We start from the raw sequence: 17,485 nt of genomic DNA on the forward strand, positions 1-17,485 counted from the left end.
CATGACTTTGAGTCTTTTGACAAAAATTAATCATTTTTACCCAAATTTAAAAGAACGATTATTTTATGAATCTTAATAAGTCACCCGCTAATAGAAAACACTACGCCGAGCAAGGGTATAATTTACCTAATGTATAACTATTTTAAACCAGAACAATAATCCCGAAGGGATGATAGAATTATAGCATTTAGTGAAATCATCAAGCCGCAAACCCTGAAAGGGTGATAGAAAACTCCGTATCTATCACCCTTTCAGGGTTTAGGTTATAAAATCATTATTATTTTCTATAATCCTTTCATCCCTTCGGGATTGGTCATATACGATACCACCATCAATTCTTCACCCTATTCTGCTCGCTTTCAGCACCATTGGCGTTGTGTTTGCGTAAATTAGAAATGGCTTTGCCAAAACGATAATTAAACGATAATACAACCGTTCGGGTATCGCTTAAATTCAGGTAATTGGCTTTGGTATTGGCTAAATTGTTAATCTCTCCCGCATTTCTAAAGGTATAGAATAAATCGTTGCCTACTAAACTCAACGTGGCAGACGGCGAAAGTTTTTTGGTAATTGCCATGTTTACTCTCCCCCTTGACGAAGCGATAAACTGTGCATTGGTTACCTTACTTTGGTAGCCTCCGTCTAGTTGGGCTGTCCAACCTTTTTGGAGTTTAAATTGGAAAATAGGACGGATAAAATAGAACGTCCCCTGTGTATTGAGCGCACCTGTATAAAATGTACTATTAGTATGGATATTGGTGGCACGCACAAAAAGGTGAAAGTTAAGCCATTTGGTTAAATCAAAGCTACCATCTATGCTAATACCTTTTACAGTAACAGTGCCTAAGTTCCCTGGTCTACTATAATAAATACCATTGACGATCTCGATGGTCTCGTTCACATCGTCCTTGGTTTTATTATAGTTTAAGGTAGTCGTGATGTTTTTCCAAGTATGGGTTAGTTCTAAATTATCGGTATAAGACGGTCTTAAGAACGGGTTACCTGTATAATAAGTAAACTTATCTAAGGGAGACAAAAACGGGTTAAGGTCTTCATAATAGGGGCGGTCTATACGTCGACCATAATTAAATCCAATTGTCTGAGTGCCTGATGTATCCAGCTTATACTGTACATAAAAAGTCGGAAATAGTCCATTATAATTGCGTTTAAACGTAGAATCAGGCTTTTGAATATTCCCTAGTTGATGTCCGTTAGAAATGGTATTTTCAAAACGTAATCCTAACTGTACTGCAAAGCGTTTCCAATCTTTATTGGCGTTTAGATAAGCTGCATTAATCTGTTCTTTATAAATAAAATGGTTGGTTTTGTTATAATCTGGTGTTGTTACGTTATCAACCGTATAAAAGTAATCGGCAATATTGTCTGTTTCAGTAAAGCTTGCTTTCAAACCTGCTTCTAACTTTACACCATTGCTTAGTGGATGAGTATAATCAGTTTTGGCTGACCAGATATTGATGTTAGAGGGCAAGTTACCCGTCAATAAATCATGACTGCTTACGCTATTATCAAGCAAGTAACCTGTATTATCAAAGGACTGCTTACTACGAGTTTGATAGCGAAGGTAGTCTAGGTCGGCTGTTAATTCTCTTCCTTTATCATTGTATTGATGGCGATAATTAAAATTGATACCTCCATTTTTGAAGTTTCTATTTTCTTTATTCACAGCCACGATGGTAGAATCTAGTATGCCTGAGACATTGAACAAACGGCTTTTATTTAAAGTATTAACATCGCCTACATTACTTAGTCCGTTAATCACCATTCCGAAAATATCTTTTTTGCCCAAATAATAGTCAAACCCAAGCTTTACGTTATTACTTGTAGAGATTCGACGAATAAATGAATTTTGAAGAAAATCGGAAATAGGGGAGCCGTCTTCATCAAAGAAATGACGATTAATATCTAAATCACTAAAGCCATTGGCAACATTAAAACTAACATTGCCAAATACGTTAATGTTATTATTACGATACGTAAAATTAAGCCCATTGTTGGTTTTACTATATTTTCCTTGAATATAACTAACGTTAATACCTCCGTTAAAACCTTTAGTCTTGTTCCGTTTTAGGCGAATATTAATTACTCCACCATTCCCTGCTGCATCGTATTTGGCAGGAGGGTTGCTCATAAGTTCTATTTGGTCGACGGTAGCAGACGACAGCGACCGTAGGTAGTTTTCTAAATCAGCGCCTGATAAATAAGTAGGTTTGTCGTCAATAAAAATCTTTACACCGCCTTTCCCTTTCAGGCTAATTACCCCGTTTTGCTCTACTGTCACACCCGGAGATTTCTCCAACACATCCAATGCTGTTGACCCTGCATTACTAATCAATGCATCAACGTTTATTACGGTACGGTCAATCTTTTGTTCTACGAACTGCTTTTTAGTAGTAACCACTACTTCATTCAATTCTTTACTAGCAGGTTGCAACACAATCGTCACCACGGCATCGGGCTTTAATAATTCACTTTTGTATGAAGCAAAACCTATCATGGTAATATTAATGCGGTAATTGCCCTCCTTTAGTTTATCAAACAAAAAGCGTCCCTCTGCATCAGCGAGTGCCGTTTTTACCAAGATAGAATCTTGCATTAAATATACACTCGCACCTTCAAGTGGCTTTTGGGTGGCATCGCTTATTTTCCCACTGATTGTTTGTGCTGTTAGCGAAATAGAGGCAATAAAAAGGCAGGCGACTAAAAAAGTCACAAATGTTAATTTCATAAGATTTAGTGTTAAAAATTATTAGTTTGTGTAAAAGAGATAAAAGAACTCGTCATAGCATTATTAAGTGCAAACCCTTCCTACTAGCGGTTGACTTAAGTCCTACTGATTAACCAAAAGTTGATAATTAACTGATAATCAAAGTATAACAATCTCACCCCCAGCCCCTCTCCTTCAGAGAGGGGAGCTTTAAGACCCAGAGTCTGCTCCCCTTCTCTGAAGGAGAAGGGGCTGGGGGATGAGGTTTGGAGGATGATTTAAGCCTATTCAAAGCAATTCTATCAATAATCACATCTTCATTTCAACTTTTTTAAAAGATGTGGGTAATCAATAGAACTTAAGTCACCCGCTAATAGGAAATGATTTTATCATGTTTGCTTAAAACTTCACTCTTTTTAAATCACCCACACATTATGATGATTATTTTGATTCCAAACGATTAAAACATTGCTAGTTGTGGTAGTCGTAACATAATTGCTATAGAGCGTCCAAGTGCCTTTTTTACCTTCAGTTTGTGGTGGTACAAACTTGTCTTTATAGCGTTTGAAAACCTCTTCTGGCTGACGAATACCGTTGATAATCATCTCAGAATCACTGAGTTTAAAAGAGGCATTTTTATCATCTGCATTGATTAATTTATCTTTAATCAAATCAGCCGTTATTGCTGCACCAATATCAGGCTTCTTGTTATCATATTGCGTGGTATATGGCTTATATTCAGCCTTATAAGGCTTATAAGGTGGCAGTTTCTCATTTAATGGGCCAAGTGCTTTCTGATGAACAGACAATGGTTTCAAAGTTGCTAGATTACTCTGTCTGATAGAATCTTCCAATGCCATTTTCTTGTGTTTACTAAGGCTAGTTTCTGGCAGTTCTTTTAGCTCCTTTAGCGCTTTTGGTTCTACCGATGTCGTATATACTTTAGGCTTAATTTGTTTAACTATTGGCTTTGCCGATATTGTAGTTTGTTCAGTCGTAGTTGTTACAGCATGACTGAATGCTACTTTCGTTTCCACTGCCAAATGTGCTATCTCTTTAGCATTGGTAAAAGCAGCAGTTAATAGTCCCGTAGTTAATAATGTGATGAATAGGATAGATTGCTCTCTGAAATTAAGCGATTGATTATTGCCTGATGCCATGCGTTTTACCCGATCCATCAACTGACTACGTTTCCCAGGGAAAGCCATCGCATAGGCAGGTGCTTCTAATTGATATTCTTGGCAAGATACTAAGGCACGTATATAGTCTACCTTACTGCTGGTTTGTGCCAAGGCAATATCATCGCAACAATTCTCTCTTTCTGCCCGAATCGCCGAGGACAACCACAGTACTGCAGGATTGAAAAAAAAGAAAATCTCAAGTAAGTTTTGTAACAAATTCACAAGGTAATCTCTTCGTCTAATATGTGCCAGTTCATGCACCAGTATCGCTTCTATTTCTGCTGGTGTTAAAGTAGCCATCAATCCTACAGGTACTAGAATAAGAGGCTTTAGATGACCAATCACCATTGGCACTTTGGTTAAGCTAGATTCTACAATGCCAACCATTTGGCTGATGCCTAAGCAATTGGCTAACGTTGCCACACGTTTTGCCCAAACTTCATCAACAGGAAAAAGGTTATTACGGCGTAAATGGTAAAGCTCATGTAAGCCACTCACTAGTTGAAGACAACGCATCAATACAATTAGAAACCAGATAAACACTATCTTTTGGGTATGCGAGCCAATGTAAAACTGAATCGTTTGGAATACATCACTGCCAGTGGTCGATTGTTTAGTACTTGTATCTATTCCTTGTTTGATAGGTACTGCCAATTGCTTGAGCGTATGCCCAAGCGTATTACTGCCCAATTCATAACAAAAGGTAATAAGAATAACCGATACAAATAATAACATGTTGGCTACTAGTAGGTTATAGCGAACAGTGGCGCTATGTTTACGCGTAAACACAATAATAAGTCCTGTAAAGGTTGCTAGTATTACCCCTTCCCAAAGCGAGTTTATCAGCGTATTCCCTAAAGCGACAGTGAAATTTTCCATGTTATTCCTCTAGTTTTTTGATGATATCTTTAATCTCCTGTAGCTCTTGTTGCGAATTCTTTTTGTTACCAAGTAATTGTAAGACCAGTTTACTTGCCGAACCTTTATACATCGAATCCACAAATTTTTCTAATAAGTACGATTTGGTTTTTTGTTCCTCTTCGGCTACGCAATAAATATGTTTCATCTGACTTTCATCTCTGATAAGCATTCCCTTTTCCGCCATCAGTTGCATAAACTTAAGGGTGGTAGCATAGTTTACGTCTTTCTGTTTTACCAGTTCGTCGTTTACTGCCCGTACAGTAGCAGGACCAATTTCCCATAGTACTTGCAGTATTTCTAGTTCAGATTTGGTAGGCTCTACCAGCTTATGTTCTTCTTTTTTATTCATGACAAAACAAAGGTAGGAAATTTTTCCTACCGTGCAAACAAAAGGTAGGATTTTTTTTCTACCTTGAGCTTGAGAAAGCTTAACCTCATGCTGATTCCTGTATCAGTAACGTTTCGGTGGGAGTAGAAAATAACCTTTTTTCTATTAGCGGGTGACTTAAGTCACCCGCTAATAGAAAGGGACTTAACCCTCATACTCTCTAAAGAGTAAAGAGTTTGTCAAAAGCTTTCGCTTAAAACGCACTATTACTGAGCAATTAAATCTTTAATATCCACACACATTTTCCTAATTCGCTCAAGTGAATGAACAGAATTATTCCTTTTATCTGCCTTTATTGTTATTTCACCTGCAGAAGTTTCTAACTGAAAAATAGTTTTGTCTTTTAAAACAATCTCTTTATCAAAATTTTGGTTAACATCAAAAGTGCCCTCTGGAGCAAGGTAGTTATTTAAATAACTAGTTATTCTTGGCATTTTAGCTGAGTTGAAACTTGCCCCAAAAGAATAAATTGTTTTTGTTTCTTTTACATATATTTCGGTTTTCCCCTCACTTTTTTTAGTCAGGAAATAGAGCAAACTAATGCTTAACGATAACAGCGTAATCGTTAAGATGATATTATTTTTTGTCATCTTTTTAAATGTTAATATGATAGATAAAGAGTGTTTGAGAGCATAGTGTTCTCGATTCATCCCTAGCGAGGGACTTAAGTCCCTCGCTAGGAATAAAACTTTAAAACCCGTGGGCTTTGCGTATTATTGATTGTTAGTATTTTAATCAAAACTCATCATTCACAATTCACAACTCCTACCTAGACAGATACTTGCCCAAGAAGAAATAACCTAAAAAACCAATAGCCAAACTAAAGGCGATAATTGCCGCCGCAAAGATGCCGCCTAACTGCGTAAAGCCGATAATAGTAAGTGCTATCCCCATGGCAGTTAGTACACTAAACCATTTTAAGGTGCTATGCTTGTCATCTACTTTCGCGGGCAATAGTTGGGCTATCACTCCTTCGGAAGTTCCAGTTTCGACAATCTTTTTTTTCAAACGTTCGTCCAAGAACAGTTTGATGATGTTCAGCATAAAACTAGTGACGAGATAGCATAATAACAAGATGACCACACTACGAAACATTTCCTCAAAAGTAGTCTTGTTGGTTAGTGGGTCAAATTCACTTTGAGCATTGGTAGACAGCGCAGAGGCAATCAATAAGGCCGATATTAATATTTTTTTCATGTCTTTTTTTAATTGTTTATACCTCATTAGACCGACCAGTCAGATTAAAGTTGCAATGTTTTTTGAAATAATAAAGCTTGCATTCTTTTTTGATGTTGTTTGAACATCTCAATGCACTGAAATGCCAGAATTACGATTACGCCTGTACCAGCAATGGACAACATAATGCTTGGCATTACCTTCATAACGGCTTGTATGGCTGTCCAGAAAAGACAAATACTCGCCACAATGATGGCGACTGATAAGAAGGAGATAAGCAAAGTTGCCCACGGGAAAGCTTTTTTTGCTACGACAACAGGCAATTGTGTTAATACCAATGCCGACAAATCAAAGTCAAAAGTAGGCTGGGGAGCATCGCTAATGCCCTTAAATAATAGTTCATAATTGGTAGCTTTGGTACGGCAAATAGCACAGCCTTGGATATGCGTTACCTGAGCTTTGCTGATGGCTTGTGGTTCAGCTACATAAAGCTGAATCTCGTTTTCGGTGAGATGTGCTGTTATCATAACTCGTTCCTTTTATATTTTGATAAAATACTTTCCTTTAATGTTTTCCTAGCCCTGAAGATATAGTTTTTTACGGTGCCTTCGGGCAGGGAAGTAATCTCTGCAATTTCGATATAACTCAGTTCTTCTTGATGATATAAGGATATTAATGTTTTGTAAAGCGGAGGAAGCAGGTCAATCTCAGCGTTTAAAATGTTAGCTAGTTCTTTCCCCAATAATACTTCTTCCACATCATTATGCGATTCACTTTTTAGTTGATTTTCAGTAGCATCATCGTCTTGCCCAAAATTTTCTAATAAGACCAACTTCTTTTTTTCAATGTACTGTAGGCAAGTATTATAAGTAATTTGGCCAATCCACGTAGATAGTTTAGATTTGAATTGAAAGTCAGACAGGTTTTTAAAGACTTTTAGGTAAACATCTTGTGCAATATCCTTACGGTCGCCGGGGTTGTTAATCATCTTAAAAGTCATCTGTGACACCAGTCTTTCCGTCTGTCGGATAATCAAGCCAAACGCATGGCGGTCACCGTTTAGTACGGCAGATACCAAGCGGTGATCATCTAGATTATTTTTGTTTGCATGACTCATTATTGATTAGACCGCTCAGTACATTTAAAGTTGCAATAATTTTAATCAAAATGATAAATATTTGATATCATGCAGTCGCTCGTATCCTACGAGTGACGACTATTATCACCCCTATGGGCTAGGAGACGTATTATGTTAATTTCTATTAGGGTGTGACTTAAGTCACACCCTAATAGAAATTTTAATTATTTTATATGCTTCCAAAATCTCACATTATATATTTAGGCTAGAAGCCTATAAATAGCCTTCACTCGTAAAATACGAGCGACTGCCTGAGAGGTAAAATATAAAATCACTCAATCACTAACTCGCTAATTAACTAATTAAAAAAATAGCCTCAGATTTCTCCGAGGCTATTGCTGTTTTATATTATCAACGATATTACGCTAAAAAGTTACCGCTAGTAATTTCTGCTAAACCATCCGTTGGGCGATTGTATAGATATGAATAAGATTCATAATCTTTTCCATTAATACTTACTAAAATAGATTTTCTTACGAATACACTTTCAGCAATGTTTTCTGGATAAAACTCTTCGTATTCATCCAAGATTCTGATTAATCTTATCGAATTCGATAATTTGTATAATTCACCCACTACTTTGCTACTTTCATCTTCAGAAGGTACAATACCGGGATATTCACCGATATTATACATTTTTCCTTGATAAGTAGCCATGCCGATAAATTCAGAATTACGCGTGATTAACTTGTGCAATTCATTACCGAAGTCTTTTCTAAGGGTTCCATATACAAACAAGAATTCCTCTTTATCAGGCTCTGGTAAGGTAGCTTCTTCAACTGCCAATACTAAATCCTCTTGTTCTACTACAGTTCCTTCGTTCAATACTACTTTTGAAACGATACCTTCAAAAGGAGAAGAAACGATAGATTCCATCTTCATGGCCTCGATAACATACAACGGAGCATTTTTCTTCACTTCGTCGCCTGGTTTTACCAATATTCTGCTCAAACGTCCTTGTAATGGCGCACCGATGTCTCCCTTACTAGTAGCCTTGATGTGTTGCGGACGTTCAATCTTGATATTTTTATCTAATACTTTAATTCTACGAGCTTGTCCGTTCAATTCAAATGTAACAGCACGAAGTCCAGATTCATCTGGTTCAGATTGATACAAGTATTTTACAATGATGGTTTTCCCTTCATCGATGTTAATCAAAATCTCTTCGTCAGGTTTTAAACCATACAAAAATGCAGGCGTTGGTATCAATGATACCTCACCATAAATTTGCTGTGCTTTATAGTAGTCTTCATATACTTTCGGATACATTTTGTATGAAAGATAATCCAATTCTATTTGCTCGCTTTCAGGGAATTTAGCCTTGAAATCTTCCATATCCTTACCGAAGTCGATAGGAGGGATGGTATCATTCGGACGAGAAGTCAAAGGTGTTTCGCCTTTCAAGATAATCTCCTGTAATTGTTTCGGGAAGCCTAAATAAGGCTGACCCAAACCTCCTTTGAAGAAATCTTTTACAGATTCAGGGAAAGAAAGCGTTGCACCTTTAGCATATACGTCTTCAGCCGTTAACGAATTAGCCGTCATAAAGATAGCCATGTCGCCTACTACTTTTGATGAAGGCGTTACTTTTACAATATCACCAAACAATTTGTTGGCTTCAATGTAATTGCTCTTCATCAATTCAAACTTATCACCTACGCCCAACGCAATAGCTTGTCCACGCAAGTTGGTGTACTGTCCACCCGGAATCTCATTATCATAAACCTCCGCAGTACCTGCTTTTAGTTCGGATTCAAACGGATAGTATAGCTGACGAATATCTTCCCAATAGTTAGAATATTGGTTCAATAATGGCAAATTGATTGGGCATTCACGTTCGTTGCCTTGCATCATTGCCACGATAGAGTTGAAGTTGGGCTGTGCCGTTAAGCCCGACATCGACCCTAATGAACAGTCAACAATATCAACGCCTGCTTCAATGGCTTTTAAATAAGTAGCCGCCTGAATCGAGGCAGTATCGTGTGTGTGTAAGTGTACAGGAATCGAAAGGGCTTTCTTTAATTCCGTTACTAATAGCTGTGCTTGGTAAGGTCTTAATAAACCAGCCATGTCTTTGATTGCCAAGATATGCGCTCCTTCGTCTTCTAACTGACGAGCCATATCTAGGTAATACTGTAAAGAATATTTTTGATTCGTAAATACATCCCCCGTATAGCAGATAGATGCTTCGGCAATGGCATTAGTACGCTCGCGAACGGCTTTGATAGAAACCTTCATGGCTTCAACCCAGTTTAGTGAGTCGAAAATACGGAAGACATCAATACCCGTTGCTGCAGATTTTTCTACGAATTTCTCAATCAAGTTATCTGGATATGCAGAATATCCTACCGCATTTGAACCACGGAAAAGCATTTGCAAAAGCATATTCGGCATGGCTTCGCGGAATTCTTCAAGGCGTTTCCAAGGAGATTCGTTCAAGAAACGCATCGCTACGTCAAAAGTAGCACCACCCCAAACTTCCATTGAAAATAATTGTGGGAAGTTCTTAGAATAGCTTTCTGCTACCGCTACCATATCTTTCGTACGTACACGGGTCGCTAATAACGATTGGTGACCGTCTCTGAAAGTAGTATCGGTATATAAAATCTGCTTTTGCTCTTTAATGTACTGACTGAATTTATCAGCACCCATCGAATCCAACAATTGCTTGTTGCCTGCTGGATGTTCAGAGAAAGGATTGAACGCAGGTACTACTGGCGTACGGAAAGTACGTTCGTTTTTAACCTTTACATCTGGATTACCATTTACTACTACATCACCAAGGTAACGCAATACTTTGGTAGAGCGGTCTCTTGAAGTCTTAAAGTCGAATAATTCAGGATGCGAGTCGATAAACTGTACTACGCATTTTCCTTTTTGGAAAACTGGGTGCGTAATTACGTTCTTAAGGAATGGAATATTGGTTTTTACCCCACGGATACGGAATTCAGTCAAAGCACGAGAAAGACGTTCTGACGCCCCTTTCAACGTTCTACCACGGGCAGATACTTTCACCAACATCGAGTCGAAGTAAGGTGAAATTTTTACCCCTGGATACGACGACCCCTCATCTAAACGAATACCAAACCCTGCCGCATTACGGTAAGCGATAATTGTCCCGAAGTCTGGTTTGAAACCATTAGCAGGGTCTTCCGTAGTGATACGACATTGAATAGCATAACCATTCAATGGAATATCTTCTTGTTTCAGGATAAAGATATTGCTATCTGAAAGCTTGTAGTTTTGGGCAATCAAGATTTGCGTTCTTACAATATCAATACCCGTTACTTCTTCTGTGATAGTATGCTCTACCTGAATACGTGGGTTTACTTCGATAAAGAAGATGTTTTCGTCTTTATCCACCAAGAATTCTACGGTACCAGCATTATAATAATTTACGGCTTTACCGATAGATAAAGCATATTGGTATAATTTCTGACGGGTCTCTTCTTTCAAACCAAAAGACGGGGCTACTTCAACTACTTTCTGGAAACGGCGTTGTACCGAGCAATCACGTTCGTAAAGGTGTACAAGGTTTCCATGTTGGTCACCCAATAACTGTACTTCAATGTGTTTTGGTTGGTCGATAAATTTTTCGATAAAAATAGTATCATCACCAAACGCATTTTTCGCTTCGTTTTTCGCTTCGCTGAATGCCTTTTCTAAAGACTCTTCTTCACGTACAACACGCATTCCTCGTCCACCGCCACCAGCAGCAGCTTTTACCATTACGGGGAATCCAATTTTACGTGCTTCCGAAAGGGCAATATCATAATTGATTAAATCTTCTTTCGAATCTTCAATCATCGGAACCTGCGCTTTCCTAGCAGCTACTTTAGCGGCTACTTTGTCGCCAAGGGCATCCATGGCTTCGGGCGAGGGCCCAATAAATTTGATGCCTTCTTCACGGCAACGACGTGCCAGCGTAACGTTTTCAGAAAGAAAGCCATACCCTGGGTGAATTGCGTCTACATTCTTTTCTTTACAAAGCTGAATGATTCCCTCAATATCCAAATAAGGCTTTAATGGTTCGTCATCTTTCCCGATTTGATAAGCCTCGTCGGCTTTGTATCGGTGAAGAGAGTAACGGTCTTCGAACGTATAAACGGCAACGGTGCGAATACCTAGTTCAGAGGCAGCACGCATAATACGGATAGCTATTTCACCACGATTGGCTACCAAGAGACTGTTGATTTTTTGGACGTAAGGCTGAGCCATATTTCAGAGATTGGTTGTCGGTTACTGGTAATTGCTTAATTGAATCGTCAATGTGTTATAGAAATCACAACTTATTGATAATTATTAATAAATTATAATCTACGAAACAAAAACATATTAAATCATACAAAAATCAAAAATAAATTGGGTATTTTCTTATATATGCACAAGAAAATTTGGCATATATTAGAAAGTTACAATTTTGTTGTGTTTAGGTACTATTTTGAAAAAGACTAGCATAAAATATTCATTTAAAATAAACCTGACGAAAATCATATTTATATGAAATGCAAATCATTTGGGGGTTTTTAGGCTTCAAATACCTTTATCCTACTAAAGTAAACCTTTAAAAAGAATAGCGATGATTGTTAACCACTTTTAACAGATACCATAAATTTTCATTAAATAAAAACGCATCACTATATCATCTACTAAAAGCTGAGCAAAATATTCACTAATACACCATTTACTACCTGTAGCTATTTCTGTGTTCAGAAATGGTTACAGGTATATTAATATATAGCCATTTTTTTTGTCATGTTTGTGCAAAAGTGAGTATGAAAATTGGACTAAGGAAATAAAGCCAGCATGACCCTCTATGGCATTGGTTTAGGTATAAATTATCTGTAGCTAATTATTGTTCTGCAAAGATTTCTGCATGCAACTTTTTTCATACTATCAGCATCTTGTTTTCTGTAAAAAGTACTATCTTACAATCGAAAACTTATACTATGAAACAACGAATTTTGCTGGTAGATGCCCTGAGGGGCTTTGCCTTATTAGGTATTATTCTGGCACATATCGGAGGCTGGTTTATTGCAGGGGCTATCCCTAACGAAGTATGGCAAAAATACCAAACCGATATAGGGAGTACTATTGTCAATTATATCGATGCTATTTTTATTTCGGGCAAATTCTATACTTTTTTCTCCTTCTTTTTTGGGGTGAGTTTTGCGATACAGTTGCTTCAACGCAAAGAAGATGACAACCGTTTTTTGCCTAGGTTTATGTGGCGTCTCATCATTTTATTTATCATCGGTTTTATCCATCATATTCATTGGAAAGGCGACATTCTGGGCATTTACGCCTTCCTTGGCTTTTTTATGATACTGTTCAGAAATGCCAGCGAAAAGATTTTGCTAATAGCGATTTTGTTTTTTACGCTGAATGTCCCAAGTTTTATCCATGAAGTAATAGCCTATAATAAACCTCCTGAAAAGCCAAAAACAGAAAAAGAACAAAAAGCTGAACAAGCGAAGTCAGAGAAAGAAACTGCCAAAAGTTATTATACCTTAAAGAAAGGTACGTATGCCGAAGTAATCGTGCAAAATTTTAAAGACTTTAAATTCAAAGCCCGATTTCAATGGGAATCAGGAAGGATTTTCGTGACGTTCGGCTTTTTCTTGTTGGGGCTATTGGTGGGCAAACGCAAGATTTTTGAACACTTAACCGAAAACAAAAGCCTGATTAAAAAGACAATGTGGTGGTCTATCGGGGTGAATGTTTTTATCATTGCCTTCTTTTTAACGATTGATATTGCACAGCTTTGGGACAAAATGCCAAAATGGTTTGGCATGGTTGGCAATTTCTTGTTTTCGCTACATTCACTATTAATGACGATTTTCTACATCACAGGGATGTCGCTATGGCTTAGTAAAAAATACATGATTGGCGTACTAATTAACTTTTCAGCCATTGGCAAAATGGCATTAACCAATTATTTATTACAAAGTGCTATTGGCGTGATGCTATTTTATGGCATAGGTTTTGGGTTGGCTGGCGACATTAGTCCTGCTTGGTGCTATGGAATAGGTATCGTAATTTTTTGTCTTCAGATTGTATTCAGTAAGTGGTGGCTGAGTAAGTTTAAATATGGACCTATGGAATGGCTTTGGCGTTCTGCTACTTATTTGAAGTGGCAATAGGGATTTGTGAGTTAGTGATTGAGTGAGTTAGTGATTGAGTGAGTTAGTGAATTGTGATTGAGCGAGTTGTGAGTTAGTCTCGCGCAGTCGCTCGTATTTTACGAGTGACGCCTATTCGCATAAGCCCTCTGGGCGAACGTTGAATTAGAAAGGAAACGTTGAATCAGAAAGGGTTTACAATATAGAATAGTAAGTTAGTGGATTGTAAATTAAGCCGAAGCCCCTAGCGTCTAACTCACTCATTCACCATTTACTCAATCACTAACTAACAACTCTCGCATTTATCTTACAACCGAAGACCGAAATCTGATAACTGACTACCTATATCCCAAATCCGAAGACCGAAATCCGAAGACCGACCACCTATAGCCTTCTGCGTCAAGCCAATTTTTAATTTCTATGCCCCTGTTTTTATTTCCACTACTTTTAAGATAACTTGCAGTTCTAATTTACAGAATGGGGGAAATGTTATTTTCTAAGAAAAGCCCATCTACTTTACAAAAACAATGGAACAACAAAAACCAATCATAGGAATAACTTTAGGAGATTATAATGGTGTAGGTCCTGAGGTAATTTTGAAAGCATTGACTAGCAACCGTATCTTAAAGATGTGTACGCCTGTTATTTATGGTTCACAAAGAGTATTTACTTATTACCGAAAAGCACTAGATTTAAAAGATTGGGCGCTACACAGTATCCCGAGTATCGACCAAATCAATCCGAAATTTACCAACGTAATTACGTGTTGGGACGACAAACAAACAGAAGTAAACCCTGGCAAAGTAACGCCAGAAGCTGGTGCGGCTGCTTTGGCTTGCTTACAAAAAGCTACTGAAGATTTGAAGGCTGGGCATATTCATGCTATCGTGACGGCTCCTATCAATAAAAATAATATTCAATCAGCAGAATTTAAATTCCCCGGACATACTGAATACTTCACCGAAGCGTTTGAAGCTAAAGAATCTTTGATGTTTTTAGTGTCGGATGTGCTAAGGGTTGGAGTAGTCACTGGGCATATTCCTTTAGGAAGAGTACGCGGAGCAATTACGCAAGAAAAAATTACTCAGAAGCTCAACCTGATGTTTACGTCTTTGATAGAAGATTTTGGGATTCAAAAACCTAAAATCGCTGTATTGGGACTAAACCCACATGCTGGTGAAGACGGGCTATTGGGTAATGAAGAGAAAGAAGTAATTAGTCCAGTATTAGAACAATTCAGAAAAAAAGGAAGCTTGGCTTTTGGGCCTTTTCCTGCAGATGGATTTTTCGGAAATGCTCAATTCAAACAGTATGATGCCGTATTGGCGATGTATCATGACCAAGGGTTGATACCTTTCAAATATATATCATTTGAAAATGGCGTTAACTTTACTGCGGGCTTGTCGGTAGTACGTACTTCGCCAGACCACGGTACTGCCTATGATATAGCAGGTAAAAATATAGCCAAAGAAACATCGATGCTAGAAGCCATCTTTACGGCTATTGATGTAATACGGAATAGAAAAGAGGTAGTGGCGGTTAGCGAGCAGGTAAACTAAACTTATCTTTAGGAAAAGGTTTAAATGCTTCAGTTCTCTTTAGAAAAACTATTAAGTTTAATTTAATTACTTATCCCTAGCGAGGGACTTAAGTCCTACTGATTATTCACAAGTATGTAAGTAACTGATAATTAATGCATAATAACCTCATCCCCCAGCCCCTTCTCCTTCAGAGAAGGGGAGCAGACTCTGGGTCTTAAAGCTCCCCTCTCTGAAGGAGAGGGGCTGGGGGTGAGGTTTCAACAATATTATTCAATCTAAATTCAACCTTAATTAACAATGTCAATCGAACAACAATCACGTCGTGACTTTTTGAAAAATAGCTTGATAGCTACTGCAGGAGCAACGCTTCTTACTAATGATTTATGGGCTGCGAAAAAAGAGGCTCGTCATATTGGCGTACAGTTGTATTCTGTCCGTGATGCCATCAAAGTAGATGCCAAAGGCACGTTAGCTAAAGTGGCTAAAATGGGTTACAAAGAAGTAGAAGGCTTTGGATATTCAGGTGGAAAATTCTTTGGATTAACGCCAGATGACTATGCTAAAACGTTGGCTGATAATGGTTTGAAAATGCCATCTGCACATGCTATGGTGACTTCAAAAGACTATGCAAACGGACAGCTTTCGGATGATTTCAAGAAATTGGTAGAAGATGCTATCAAGGTTGGACAAAAGTATGTGATTGCTCCGTATATGTCAGACCCAGACCGTTTGATTGGTAAGCAAATGGCTGAAACTTTCAACAAAGCAGGTGAATATTGCAAGGCTTCAGGCGTGAAATTCGGATACCATAACCATGATTTTGAATTCAAGAAGTATAATGGCGAACAACTTTATACGACGCTTTTGGACAATACCGACAAAAACTTGGTGACATTCGAAATGGATTTATACTGGGTAGTAGTAGGCGGTGAAAAACCAATAGAATGGTTCAAGAAACACCCAGGCAGATTTACGCATTTCCACGTAAAAGACCACGATCCAGTTAAAAACGTGACCGTAGAAGTAGGAGAAGGCGATATTAATTTCCAAGAAATCTTTAATGCAGCTAAAATTGCAGGAGCAAAATACTTTGTGGTAGAATTAGAAAACTACAAACGTACGCCAATGGAAGGTATCGAAATCGGCTTGAACAACTTGAAAAAGTTAAAGTTTTAGGCGCTAATTTTTCTGTAAAGTATTAATCTGTTAAATTTGTAAACAGAAAAATGAACCTGTCACCTCTGTGGCAGGTTTTTTTAGTAACACTCGTACCGAAGAGAGCAGAATTAATGATCGGTTCGAGCAACAATTATGAAGAAGAAAGTTTTAATAGCGGATGATATGCACCCAAGCATCCTGACGATGCTGGAAGAATTAGGTTTTTTACCCGACTACCAACCCAATATTCAACGTCCTGAGTTATTGAATATCATCAAAGATTATGAAGGGTTATTGATTAGAAGTAAAACCAAAATAGACAAAGAATTTTTAAGCCATAACCAAAAATTAGCATTTATCGGTAGGGCAGGAGCTGGGCTAGATTTAATAGACATCGAAGCTGTAGAACAATTGGGCATTAAATTATTTGCTGCCAACGAGGGTAATTCAGATGCTGTAGCAGAACATACTTTGGGTATGTTGTTGAGCTTATTCAATAAAATCAATGGGGCAGATGCGGAAGTACGCCAGAAAATTTGGCTCCGCGAAGCCAACCGTGGTATCGAACTAAAAGGCATGACGGTGGGCATCATTGGCTATGGCAACATGGGTAAGGCACTTTCTGAAAGATTGGTAGGCTTTGGCGTAGAGGTATTGGCTTATGATTGTTACAAAACAGGCTTTTCGTCAAACTTGGTAAAGGAAGCTAGCATGGAGGAAATCTTTGAAAAAACCGATGTGCTTTCACTGCACGTTCCGCTGAATACCTCTACCAAAATGTTGATAAATGACGACTATCTGGCAAAATTTAAGAAGAATATTTTCCTGATTAATACCTCTCGTGGGGAAGTTGCCTCGATAGCTTCGGTATTGAAACATTTGCAAAACGGAAAACTCAGAGGGGCTTGTTTGGATGTACTAGAAAATGAAAAGATGAAGCAACTTTCTGCTGAACAGGAAAGTCAATATGATCAATTGTTTCAGTTGAAAAATGTAATATTAACCCCACATATCGCTGGCTGGACGGTAGAAAGCTACCAAAAAATCAATGAAGTGTTGATTGAGAAGATAAAGGCGATGTAATGTAATGATTTGATGATTTGAGAATTTGAAGATTTGAAAATGATTATGATTA

Annotated in this window: 12 protein-coding genes; 4 read left to right on the forward strand and 8 right to left on the reverse strand. The window is 37.9% G+C overall.

Going from position 1 to position 17,485, the window contains the following annotated elements; genetic code table 11:
- Positions 1-331: 331 nt before the first annotated feature.
- The 8 genes from AC07N0_RS12795 to AC07N0_RS12830 all read right to left on the reverse strand — a co-directional run bounded on the left by AC07N0_RS12795 (position 332) and on the right by AC07N0_RS12830 (position 11,747).
- Positions 332-2,746: a TonB-dependent receptor gene (locus tag AC07N0_RS12795; protein ID WP_494589473.1), complete on the reverse strand. Its 2,415-nt coding sequence runs from the start codon at positions 2,744-2,746 to the stop codon at positions 332-334.
- Positions 2,747-3,141: 395 nt separating this feature from the next.
- The gene (locus AC07N0_RS12800) at positions 3,142-4,785 is read right to left on the reverse strand and encodes a M56 family metallopeptidase (RefSeq protein WP_494589474.1); all 1,644 of its coding nucleotides are present in this window, start codon (positions 4,783-4,785) and stop codon (positions 3,142-3,144) included.
- Between the two features lies 1 nt (position 4,786).
- Positions 4,787-5,176: a BlaI/MecI/CopY family transcriptional regulator gene (locus AC07N0_RS12805; protein ID WP_494589475.1), complete on the reverse strand. Its 390-nt coding sequence runs from the start codon at positions 5,174-5,176 to the stop codon at positions 4,787-4,789.
- A 245-nt stretch (positions 5,177-5,421) separates the two neighbouring features.
- The gene (locus AC07N0_RS12810; protein WP_494589476.1) at positions 5,422-5,805 is read right to left on the reverse strand and encodes a hypothetical protein; all 384 of its coding nucleotides are present in this window, start codon (positions 5,803-5,805) and stop codon (positions 5,422-5,424) included.
- 175 nt (positions 5,806-5,980) lie between these two features.
- Complete coding sequence (locus AC07N0_RS12815; RefSeq protein ID WP_494589477.1) at positions 5,981-6,439, reverse strand: hypothetical protein; 459 nt, start codon at positions 6,437-6,439, stop codon at positions 5,981-5,983.
- A gap of 17 nt (positions 6,440-6,456) precedes the next feature.
- Positions 6,457-6,918, reverse strand: coding sequence for a hypothetical protein (locus tag AC07N0_RS12820; RefSeq protein ID WP_494589478.1), 462 nt, complete (start codon positions 6,916-6,918; stop codon positions 6,457-6,459).
- On the reverse strand, positions 6,915-7,508 hold the full coding sequence (locus AC07N0_RS12825) for an RNA polymerase sigma factor (protein ID WP_494589479.1): 594 nt from the start codon (positions 7,506-7,508) through the stop codon (positions 6,915-6,917). The genes AC07N0_RS12820 and AC07N0_RS12825 overlap by 4 nt, the downstream gene beginning before the upstream one ends.
- Before the next feature lie 381 nt (positions 7,509-7,889).
- Positions 7,890-11,747 carry a pyruvate carboxylase gene (locus tag AC07N0_RS12830; protein WP_494589480.1) on the reverse strand — a complete coding sequence of 1,286 codons (3,858 nt, stop codon included), beginning with the start codon at positions 11,745-11,747 and terminating at the stop codon, positions 7,890-7,892.
- Between the two features lie 731 nt (positions 11,748-12,478).
- Between AC07N0_RS12830 and AC07N0_RS12835 the strand changes: the two genes are divergently transcribed.
- From AC07N0_RS12835 to AC07N0_RS12850, 4 genes are all read left to right on the forward strand, one after another.
- Positions 12,479-13,672, forward strand: a complete 1,194-nt coding sequence (locus tag AC07N0_RS12835; protein WP_494589481.1) for a DUF418 domain-containing protein — start codon at positions 12,479-12,481, stop codon at positions 13,670-13,672.
- Between the two features lie 506 nt (positions 13,673-14,178).
- Positions 14,179-15,210, forward strand: a complete 1,032-nt coding sequence (pdxA, locus tag AC07N0_RS12840) for a 4-hydroxythreonine-4-phosphate dehydrogenase PdxA (RefSeq protein ID WP_492800112.1) — start codon at positions 14,179-14,181, stop codon at positions 15,208-15,210.
- A 279-nt stretch (positions 15,211-15,489) separates the two neighbouring features.
- Positions 15,490-16,368, forward strand: coding sequence for a sugar phosphate isomerase/epimerase family protein (locus AC07N0_RS12845; protein WP_494589482.1), 879 nt, complete (start codon positions 15,490-15,492; stop codon positions 16,366-16,368).
- A 135-nt stretch (positions 16,369-16,503) separates the two neighbouring features.
- The gene (locus tag AC07N0_RS12850; protein ID WP_494589483.1) at positions 16,504-17,433 is read left to right on the forward strand and encodes an NAD(P)-dependent oxidoreductase; all 930 of its coding nucleotides are present in this window, start codon (positions 16,504-16,506) and stop codon (positions 17,431-17,433) included.
- Positions 17,434-17,485 lie beyond the last annotated feature (52 nt).

Source organism: Arcicella sp. GW821-FHT09D11, assembly GCF_059416265.1.

Coding starts and splice junctions, on each gene's coding strand:
- AC07N0_RS12805 (WP_494589475.1), bottom strand. CDS start 5,176: ATGAATAAAAAAGAAGAACATAAGCTGGTAGAGCCTACCAAATCTGAA.
- AC07N0_RS12815 (WP_494589477.1), bottom strand. CDS start 6,439: ATGAGGTATAAACAATTAAAAAAAGACATGAAAAAAATATTAATATCG.
- AC07N0_RS12795 (WP_494589473.1), bottom strand. CDS start 2,746: ATGAAATTAACATTTGTGACTTTTTTAGTCGCCTGCCTTTTTATTGCC.
- pdxA (WP_492800112.1), top strand. CDS start 14,179: ATGGAACAACAAAAACCAATCATAGGAATAACTTTAGGAGATTATAAT.
- AC07N0_RS12830 (WP_494589480.1), bottom strand. CDS start 11,747: ATGGCTCAGCCTTACGTCCAAAAAATCAACAGTCTCTTGGTAGCCAAT.
- AC07N0_RS12800 (WP_494589474.1), bottom strand. CDS start 4,785: ATGGAAAATTTCACTGTCGCTTTAGGGAATACGCTGATAAACTCGCTT.
- AC07N0_RS12835 (WP_494589481.1), top strand. CDS start 12,479: ATGAAACAACGAATTTTGCTGGTAGATGCCCTGAGGGGCTTTGCCTTA.
- AC07N0_RS12850 (WP_494589483.1), top strand. CDS start 16,504: ATGAAGAAGAAAGTTTTAATAGCGGATGATATGCACCCAAGCATCCTG.
- AC07N0_RS12825 (WP_494589479.1), bottom strand. CDS start 7,508: ATGAGTCATGCAAACAAAAATAATCTAGATGATCACCGCTTGGTATCT.
- AC07N0_RS12810 (WP_494589476.1), bottom strand. CDS start 5,805: ATGACAAAAAATAATATCATCTTAACGATTACGCTGTTATCGTTAAGC.
- AC07N0_RS12845 (WP_494589482.1), top strand. CDS start 15,490: ATGTCAATCGAACAACAATCACGTCGTGACTTTTTGAAAAATAGCTTG.
- AC07N0_RS12820 (WP_494589478.1), bottom strand. CDS start 6,918: ATGATAACAGCACATCTCACCGAAAACGAGATTCAGCTTTATGTAGCT.